6 protein-coding genes and 1 pseudogene are annotated in these 8,972 nt (G+C 63.2%); 4 read left to right on the forward strand and 3 right to left on the reverse strand.

What is annotated here, in order from left to right:
* Positions 1 to 437, reverse strand: a pseudogene (locus ABIV12_RS09030) (hypothetical protein); the annotation flags it as partial.
* Between the two features lie 120 nt (positions 438 to 557).
* Between ABIV12_RS09030 and ABIV12_RS09035 the strand changes: the two are divergent.
* The 3 genes from ABIV12_RS09035 to plsB all read left to right on the forward strand — a co-directional run bounded on the left by ABIV12_RS09035 (position 558) and on the right by plsB (position 5,293).
* The gene (locus ABIV12_RS09035; protein WP_348058441.1) at positions 558 to 1,442 is read left to right on the forward strand and encodes an HAD family acid phosphatase; all 885 of its coding nucleotides are present in this window, start codon (positions 558 to 560) and stop codon (positions 1,440 to 1,442) included.
* Positions 1,443 to 1,761: 319 nt separating this feature from the next.
* Positions 1,762 to 2,694: a hypothetical protein gene (locus tag ABIV12_RS09040; protein WP_348058443.1), complete on the forward strand. Its 933-nt coding sequence runs from the start codon at positions 1,762 to 1,764 to the stop codon at positions 2,692 to 2,694.
* Positions 2,695 to 2,758: 64 nt separating this feature from the next.
* Positions 2,759 to 5,293 (forward strand): glycerol-3-phosphate 1-O-acyltransferase PlsB, encoded by a 2,535-nt coding sequence (gene plsB / locus ABIV12_RS09045; protein WP_348058445.1) that lies wholly within the window; start codon positions 2,759 to 2,761, stop codon positions 5,291 to 5,293.
* 97 nt (positions 5,294 to 5,390) lie between these two features.
* Here the strand turns inward: plsB and ABIV12_RS09050 are convergent, their stop codons facing one another.
* Positions 5,391 to 5,597 (reverse strand): DUF465 domain-containing protein, encoded by a 207-nt coding sequence (locus ABIV12_RS09050; RefSeq protein WP_348058447.1) that lies wholly within the window; start codon positions 5,595 to 5,597, stop codon positions 5,391 to 5,393.
* Between the two features lie 35 nt (positions 5,598 to 5,632).
* Positions 5,633 to 7,603, reverse strand: coding sequence for a transketolase (tkt, locus tag ABIV12_RS09055; protein WP_348058451.1), 1,971 nt, complete (start codon positions 7,601 to 7,603; stop codon positions 5,633 to 5,635).
* Positions 7,604 to 7,872: 269 nt separating this feature from the next.
* Between tkt and ttcA the strand changes: the two genes are divergently transcribed.
* Positions 7,873 to 8,739 (forward strand): tRNA 2-thiocytidine(32) synthetase TtcA, encoded by an 867-nt coding sequence (gene ttcA / locus ABIV12_RS09060; protein WP_348058449.1) that lies wholly within the window; start codon positions 7,873 to 7,875, stop codon positions 8,737 to 8,739.
* Positions 8,740 to 8,972: the final 233 nt, after the last annotated feature.

Consider the following 8,972-nt stretch of genomic DNA (forward strand, 5'->3'; position numbering starts at 1 on the left):
GTGCCGGCAAGCTGCAGCTGCGCTCCGTGAACTCGCATCCACTCGACCGCGGCAGTACGAAGGTCATCGATGCTGTCGGGCAAGTGGTCGACGATCACCTGCGGCAACTGCGCGCGCGCGCGATCAATCAATGGCATCAGCGTCTCGAACAGGGCGCCGGGGCTGCCAAGTTCGCGGCGGAGGAACGCCACGATGCCGATGATCGCGAGGGTCAGCAAGCCGACGACGACGATCCCGAGCAGCGCGACGATCAAACCGTGTGCGCGTCCACCGGGAAGCTGGCGTTGCAGCAGCGGTGCCAGCGCATTGACCAGCGTGTAGACGAGGAGGCCGGCGAGCAATGCCGGCAGCAGGTGAAGCTTGAGGATCAGCAGCAGTGCCAGCGCGGCAAGCACATACGCGGCGGCCTGCAGACGCACGTTGGGGGGCAAGGACATGGAGGAGACATCTCGTCAGGAGTGAAACCGGCGGTGCCGCACGAAAGCCCCGACCACGGCATGTCATAAAGTACCGCGATCGTATGCGCTGCTCCTGCGCTTTCCAATCCCGGAGAACAGATGAAGAACCTGATTGCACCTGTCCTCGTTCTCGCTGCCACGCTCGTGTGCGGCTGCGCAACGACTCGAAACGAGCCCCATCCGTCGACCGCCAAGGTCGCTTCTTCAGGTGCGGCTGCAAACGACAATCTCAATGCAGTGGCGTGGTCGCAGACGGCGATCGAACATGACCTGATCCTGCGCGAGGTCTATCGCATCGCCGGTGAAAAGCTCCTGGTCGCGTTGAAGGATCGGCAATGGGACGCGTTGCCGCGCGAGGAACGCAAGGGTTCCTCGCGGCGCCTGAAACCGGCGGTTATCCTGGATATCGACGAAACGGTGCTGGACAATTCGCCGTATCAGGCGCGACTGGTCGATGGCGGCGGCGAGTACAACGAATTCACCTGGTCAGAATGGTGTCGGGAGAAAGCGGCCAAGCCGCTGCCGGGCGCGCTCGAATTCACGCAGCTTGCCGCACGCAATGGCGTGAGCGTGTTCTATCTGTCCAATCGCGCGCAGGATCTCAACGACGTCACACTCGAGAACCTCCGCTCCGAAGGCTTTCCGGTGGGCTCCAGTGAGCAGATGTTTCTTGGCCTCGGCACGGTGGTCGCCGGCTGCGAGCAGAACGGCACCGAAAAAGGCTGCCGCCGTCAGTTGGTCGGTCGCAAGCACCGCGTGCTGCTGCAAATCGGCGACCAGTTGGGCGACTTCGTCGATGTGCTGGCGAATACGCCAGCGGGCCGTCGCGCGGCGATCGCGCCCTACGAAGCCTGGCTTGGAACGCGCTGGTTCGTGCTGCCCAATCCCACGTATGGCTCGTGGGAGCCCGCCCTGTTCAACAACGAGTGGGCGAAAACCGCCGCCGAACGACGTCAGGCGAAACTGGAGGGACTCCGGAAATGATGGTGAAAAACGTATTTAAATCAACTGGTTGGTCGAATACATATGATGTGTTGCTTTAACTGCGCCGAGTGCGTATATTTTCTCGCAGCAACGACGCGCGATCCGTCGCGACGCTCGAACGATCCGCACGCGGTCAGCGCGTCGGAACGACGCCCCAGTTTCCCCCCTCCGGCTCTGCCGGATTGACCCGGAAGGTATTCCCTCCGGGTTTTCTTTTTTCAGCCGTCGCACCCGGGCCTCCTCCCACCGACCGGCAGTGGCCGCTCGCGCGAGCGCCCTGCTAAAGTGCGCGCCCTTCCTATCACTGCAAGGATCCTCCATGTTCAAGTCCATCGTGCGCGCGACGTTGGCCGCGTCGCTGATCGTTGCGGTCGCCGCTTGCAGCAAGGAACAGCCAGGAAGTGTGGCAGCAGTGACTGCGCCCGCTGCGACGTCACCGGATGCGTCGATCATGCGATCGGTGCAGTTGCTGAAGGCTGGCGACCTTGCCGGCGTGATGCAGAACACGTTGCCGCCCGCCGACTTCGAGAAGGCGAAAGCCGACTGGATGAAAGAAAGCCGGGACAAGCCGATCACCGATGAGGACCGCCAGAAATTTGCCGAGACGATGGGCAAGCTGACGGCTCCCGACGCAGAACAGACGCTTTTCACCGAAGCCGAACCGCAACTCAAGGCGTTCGACGCGCAGTACCAGACACAGATTCCGATGTACGTCGCGATGGGCTCAAGCTGGCTGCAAGGCATGGTCCAGCAGAACAAGGACATGTCCGAGCCCGAGAAGCAGCAGGCGGTTGCCGCCATCAACGCACTCGGCGGTTGGGTGCAGAAGACGCGATTCACCGATCCGGACGCGATCAAGAAAATCATCGCGATCACGGTCAAGGCGGCGCGTGACGTGAATCTCAAGACGCTTGATGAAGCGCGCGCGCTGAATTTCGACCAGTCGATGCAGAAGGCGCGCATCGCCTTCATCGCGGTCAAGGACGCGCTCGCCGTTTACGGATTCCAGTTCGACAAGATGCTCGACTCGGTCAAGACCTCCGTTGTCTCCAGCGATGACAAGATCGCCAAGGTGAAGGTGGATTACATGCTGTTCGATTCGCCGCTCAGCGTCGAAACCGACATGGTCAAGGTTGCCGACCGTTGGTATGGCAAGCATGCGATCGAGCGCATGGCCGAAAAAGCCGCGGAAGCCGCTCCCGCCGCGGCGCCAGCTGCAGAGCCCACCCCGGCGCCGTCGAAAGCCGGATAACAAGCGTGCTGCAGGTGCGCGTCATGCGGTGGGCACGCCACGCGACGCCGATTAAAATGGCGCGATGAACGACTCCGAACCGGCGGCACGCCCGGCGCATGCCGCGCAGGTGCCTGCCTGGCTCAATGCCCTCGGCGCGATCCTGCGTCCGTGGTTGCGCATTCATCGAACTCCTGACGACGTGCGGGCGCTGTTGCCCGACGACAGCCGCCCGACGATCTACGTCGTCGAGCGCTATGGACTGTCCGACACGTTGATTCTCGAGCAGGCATGCATGGAGGCCGGCCTGCCCTCGCCGTACGCAGCCGCGGACCGTCTGCCGATCAAGCGCAGCCGTGCGGTGGTCGCATTGTCGCGCCGACCGCGCGTGTTCGGTCGCCAGCCTCATCCCACGCGTTCGGAGACGCTCAGTCTTCTCGCAGACATCGTGCGCGCAGATCCCCTGAAGGATGTTCGACTGGTGCCTGTGTCGATCTTCGTCGGACGCGCACCGGATCGCGAGTCGGGCTGGTTCAGCGTTCTCTTTTCGGAGAACTGGGTCGTCGTCGGCCGCTTCCGGCGCTTGCTCGCGCTGGCGCTCAATGGGCGAGACACGCACGTCCAGTTTGCCGCGCCGGTCAGCCTGCGCGAAGTGATTGCCGACCAGGACGAGCCGGAGCGCGGCGTGCGGAAGTTGCAGCGCATCCTGCGTGCGCATTTCCGACGGATCCGCGCAACCGTGACCGGGCCCGATCTGTCGCACCGGCGCACCGTCGTCGATGCGCTCCTCAATGCCGAGCCGGTGCGCGCTGCGATTGCGACGGCTGCCAGCAAGGAGAACGTGAGTGACGCGAAAATCCGCGATCGCGCACGCGGCTATGCACTCGAGATCGCGGCGGACTACTCGCATCCGGTCGTGCGGTCGATGTCGTTCATGCTCAAGGCGTTCTGGAACAAGCTGTTCGACGGCGTCGAAGTGCACCATTTCGAGACGGTGCGCAGCGTCGCGCCGGGTCACGAGCTGATCTACGTGCCGTGCCACCGCAGTCACGTGGATTATCTGCTGCTGTCGTACCAGCTCCTGCAGAACGGAATTGCGATTCCGCACATCGGCGCCGGCGTGAATCTCAATCTGCCGGTGATCGGGCCGATCCTGCGTCGCGGCAGCGCATTCTTCCTGCGTCGCACGTTCAAGGGCGACCCGCTGTATTCGACCGTGTTCCGCGAATACATCAGCCAGCTGTTTGCCCGCGGCGTGTCACTCGAGTATTTCATTGAAGGCGGTCGTTCGCGAACAGGTCGGCTTCTGTCGCCGCATGGCGGCATGCTCTCGATGACCTTGCGCAGTTTCCTGCGCGAATCGCGTCGTCCGGTGGTGTTCCAGCCGGTGTACATCGGCTACGAGAAAATCATGGAGGGCGACGCCTACATTGGCGAACTCTCGGGCAAGCCGAAGGAAAAGGAATCGCTGTTCGGATTCCTGCGCGCGTTCGGCGTGTTGCGCAAACGCTATGGCCGGGTGGCGCTGAATTTTGGCGAACCCATCCACCTCGTGTCGCTGCTCGACGACGTTGCGCCGGACTGGCGCAGCGCGACCGAGGACCCCGAAGCAAAGCCCGAGTGGCTGAAGCCGACCGTGGATGTGCTCGCGGAGCGGATCCAGCAGAACATCAATCGCGCAGCGCACGTCAACCCGATCAATCTCCTCGCGGTGGCGCTGCTGGCCACCCCCAAGCATGCGATGGCCGAGGCCGACCTCATCGCGCAGCTTGAGCTGTGCAAGACGCTGCTGGCGACGTTGCCGTATTCGGATCGCGTCACGCTCACGCCCCTGTCGCCCGCCGAAATCATCGCGTACGGCGAGAAGATGGCGTGGATCCGTCGCGTGCCGCATCCACTTGGCGACGTGCTCACCGTCGGCGAGGACAAGGGTGTCCTGCTCAGCTATTTCCGCAACAACGTCGTGCATCTGTTCGCGACGGCGGCATGGGTTGCATGCTGCTTCCTCAACAACCGACGTCTCGCGCGCGCATCGATCGTGCGGCTTGGCCGCCTCGTCTACCCATTTGTGCAATCCGAACTGTTCCTGCCGTGGACCGACGACGAGTTCGCCGAGCAGGTGCAGGCCACGCTGAACTTCTTCATCGATCAGGATCTGCTGGAAGCGGATGGCGACGGACGCATCATGGAGCGCGGTCCCGGCCAGAGCGACCCCGCGTTCCGCCTGCGTGCGCTCGCGCACAGCCTTCTGCCGGCGATCGAGCGGTACTACATCGCGCTTGCGCTGCTGGTGAAGAACGGCCCGCACACGCTCTCGTCCGGCGAGCTGGAGAACCTGTGCTGGCTGACCGCGCAGCGACTATCCCTGCTGCACGAACTCAATGCGCCGGAATTCTTCGACAAGTCCCTGTTCCGCGGTTTCATCCAGATGCTGAAGGAGCGTCGCGCGGTGTGGGCCGACGAGAATGGCAAGCTCGATTTCAGCGCGCAGCTGATCGCCGTGGCGAAGGACGCGCGAGTGATCCTGAGCCGCGACATCCGCCATGGCATTCTCAAGCTGACGCCGGAGAAACACGCGCAGCTGAGCCAGGCCGAGGTCGTTGCCGCAACACCGGATTGACGCGCCGTGGATCCGGGAACGCGCGCCCGACCGAGTAGCTTGCCACCCGGCTGCAGTCACGGCGCGCTGCGACGGCGCGGCGCGATTGGCATGGCCATCAGGCGTCGAGATCGGGAATCAGCTTGTTTTCCAGATACGCGATCATGTCCTTGAGTCGCAGCTTTCGCTTCTTCATGCGTGACCTCACCACTTCGTCGCAACCAAGACCCATGGGCAGGAGCGTGATCGCGGTGTCGAGGTCGCGGTGTTCGATCCGCAACTGGGTCAATTGTCGAACCAGATCCGCAGGGTCTTCGTTGAACATGGCGATGCTCGAAGGTGCGCGTTCGCGTGACGATGTCAGCCGGCGCGCGCGGCGGCCGCAACCTTTTCGGCAGTGAAGCCGAAGTAGTCGAACAACGCGGCTCCGGGCGCCGATTCACCAAAGCGATCGATCCCGATCACCGTGCCGTTGCCGCGGACATATTTCCACCAGAGTGCCGTCACGCCGGCTTCGATCGCAATCTTTGGCACATGTTCGGGCAGCACGCTGGCGCGATAGCCGGCGTCTTGCCGGTCGAAGGTTTCAGTCGACGGCATCGACACGACGCGGGTTGCAATCCCTTCGCCGGCAAGGATCTTCTGCGCCGCGAGTGCGAGACCGATCTCCGATCCGGTGGCGATCAGAATGCGCTGTGCGTCAGCGCCTTCCGCTTCGGAAAGAACATAGCCGCCCCGTTCGATCGCTGCGATCTGCGTGTCGTCTCGCGGAACGAACGGAAGGCTCTGGCGCGACAGAATCAGCGCGGTCGGTGCGTTGTCGCGCGCGAGCGCGAGTTTCCATGCAACCGCCGACTCGACCGTATCGCACGGACGCCAGACCTCGAGATTGGGAATCAGGCGCAGGCTCGACACGTGCTCCACCGACTGGTGCGTCGGGCCGTCTTCGCCAAGGCCGATCGAGTCGTGCGTGAACACATGGATCACGCGCAGGTTCATCAGCGCGGCCATGCGGATTGCGTTGCGGCTGTAGTCACTGAAGGTGAGGAACGTGCCACCGAATGGAATATGGCCGCCATGCAACGCGACGCCGTTCATGATCGCGGCCATGCCGAATTCGCGCACGCCGTAGCTGATGTGACGACCGGTGCCCGCGCCAAGCAGCAGCGGCGCACCTTTCCACAAGGTGAGGTTCGAGTGGGTGAGATCCGCCGAGCCGCCGAGCATTTCGGGAATCGCCGGAGCAAACGCCTCGATCGCCAGTTGGCTCGCCTTGCGCGTCGCGATCGTCTCCGCCTTTGCATTTGCTCCGCTGATCAGATCGGCGGCGAGTGCGTCGAAATCAGCCGGGAGCGTGCCCGAGAGTCGGCGGAGCAGCTCACTTGCTGCATCTGGATGTGCTGCCTTGTAGGCGTCGAACTTGGCGTTCCACGCCGCTTCGCTGGCGGCGCCCGATGCGCGCGCATCCCACGCTGAATAAATGTCCGCCGGAATCTCGAACGGCGCGTACGGCCAGTCGAGAGCAACGCGCGTCGCGGCGAGTTCCTCGGCACCGAGCGCTTCGCCGTGCGCCTTCGCCGTGCCTTCGCGCGTCGGTGCGCCCTTGCCGATCACCGTGCGACACAGGATGAAACTGGGCTGGGCTGTGTCGGCCTTCGCCTGGGCGATCGCCTGGTCGACCGCATCGACGTCGTGGCCGTCGATCGGGCCGATCACCTGCCAGCCGTATGCGCGAAAGCGCGCCGCGCTGTCGTCGGTGAACCAGCCTTGCACCCGACCATCAATCGAGATGCCGTTGTCGTCGTAGAGCGCAATGAGTTTGCCGAGTTGCCAGGTGCCGGCGAGCGCGCACGCTTCGTGCGAGATGCCTTCCATCAAGCAGCCGTCGCCGAGGAAGACATACGTGTGATGGTCGACGATCGCGGCGTCGGGACGGTTGAATTCGGCGGCGAGCAGCTTTTCCGCCAGAGCCATGCCGACCGCATTGGCGAGCCCTTGGCCGAGCGGGCCGGTGGTCGTCTCCACGCCCGGCGTCACGTCGATCTCGGGATGCCCTGGCGTCTTCGAGTGCAGCTGGCGGAAGTTCTGGATCTCGGCCAGCGGCAGGTCGTAGCCGGTGAGATGCAGTAACGCGTACTGCAGCATCGAACCGTGCCCGTTCGACAGCACGAAGCGGTCGCGATCCGCCCAATGCGGGTTGCCCGGATTGTGCTTGAGGTGTCGCGCCCACAACGCAACCGCGATGTCGGCCATTCCCATCGGCATGCCTGGATGGCCCGATTTCGCTTTTTCAACCGCATCCGCGGCAAGAAACCGGATGGCATTGGCCATTGGCGCAGTGTCGTGGCCGGTGGCGGCGGAAGACGGAATTTGGCTCATGACAACGCGCTCCAGAGGGCAACGCCAGGATCTCGAGCGCGCAGGGTCGCGGCCGATGCCGGGCGTGATGGCGAAGGAATTTCTCGATTTCGTTCCGCACGGCGCATCGACGAAGCGACCCTGCAGCAGCGTCGAATCTTGCCGCATCGACCGCGGCGGCGAAAGGGACGAACGTGCCGTGTCTCGGAACTTGAGACAGCGCCGTCTACAATGCCGGGTCCATGAACGCCCAGATCGACCGCAAGCACGAACACGCAGACGAAGCCGGCAAGTTGGCAAAACGCCTGCGTCACCATGTCGGACAGGCGATCGCCGACTTCAATCTGATCGAGGACGGCGACCGCGTGATGGTGTGCCTGTCCGGCGGCAAGGACTCGTACACACTCCTCGATATCCTGTTGAAACTGCAGGCGAAGGCGCCGGTCCGCTTCGAACTGGTGGCGGTGCATCTCGACCAGAAGCAGCCCGGCTACGATCCGCTGGTGCTGCCTCACTACCTGCGTGCGCTCGGCGTGCCGTTCCACATCATCGAGCAGGACACCTACAGCGTCGTGAAACGGGTGATTCCCGAAGGTCGCACGATGTGCAGCCTGTGTTCGCGCCTGCGTCGCGGCGCGCTCTACCAGTTTGCCGCGGAAAACGGATTCACAAAGGTCGCGCTCGGCCATCATCGCGACGACATCGTGGAAACACTCTTTCTCAACCTGTTCCACCACGGCACGTTGAAGGCAATGCCTGTGAAGCTGCGATCCGACGATGGGCGCAATATCCTGATTCGCCCGCTGGCTTATTGTTCCGAGGACGATATTGCTGCGTACTCGGTCGAGCGCGGCTTTCCGGTGATGCCGTGCAACCTGTGCGGCTCGCAGGAAAACCTGCAGCGCAAGGCAATCAAGGAGATGCTGGCTGACTGGGACCGGAAATTTCCCGGTCGCACGGAGAGCATTTTCCGGGCGATCGGCAACGTCGCCCCATCGCATCTGGCTGACGGACGGCTGTTCGACTTCGCAGCGCTCGGCGTCAGCGCCGCAAGCGCATCGCAGCAAGCGCAGGCGGGGTGTGCGGGGCTGGATCACGACTCGACCTAGCACTTCGCCTCCGCCGGCTTTCAATCGACGACGAGTTGCACTTTTGACCCGCTTCAAGGTTCCCGTTCCGCCCGCGATGCCGGATCTTCGTGTCCTGCGTTCACTACTTTCTGCATTCTCTTCCTCAAACGCGCCTATCCCATGACGTTTTTTCGCAACCTCAGCCTGTTCCGCTTCCCGGAGAGTGTGTCCAAGTCCCTGAACACTCTCGACAAGGAGCTGGAATCAAAGCG

The sequence above is a fragment of the Dokdonella sp. genome (assembly GCF_039926425.1).
Lineage (GTDB): Bacteria > Pseudomonadota > Gammaproteobacteria > Xanthomonadales > Rhodanobacteraceae > Dokdonella_A.

Excerpts from the sequence above, each read along its gene's own strand:
- ABIV12_RS09035 (WP_348058441.1), top strand. The coding sequence starts at position 558 with ATGAAGAACCTGATTGCACCTGTCCTCGTTCTCGCTGCCACGCTCGTG.
- ABIV12_RS09040 (WP_348058443.1), top strand. The coding sequence starts at position 1,762 with ATGTTCAAGTCCATCGTGCGCGCGACGTTGGCCGCGTCGCTGATCGTT.
- plsB (WP_348058445.1), top strand. The coding sequence starts at position 2,759 with ATGAACGACTCCGAACCGGCGGCACGCCCGGCGCATGCCGCGCAGGTG.
- ABIV12_RS09050 (WP_348058447.1), bottom strand. The coding sequence starts at position 5,597 with ATGTTCAACGAAGACCCTGCGGATCTGGTTCGACAATTGACCCAGTTG.
- tkt (WP_348058451.1), bottom strand. The coding sequence starts at position 7,603 with ATGGCCAATGCCATCCGGTTTCTTGCCGCGGATGCGGTTGAAAAAGCG.
- ttcA (WP_348058449.1), top strand. The coding sequence starts at position 7,873 with ATGAACGCCCAGATCGACCGCAAGCACGAACACGCAGACGAAGCCGGC.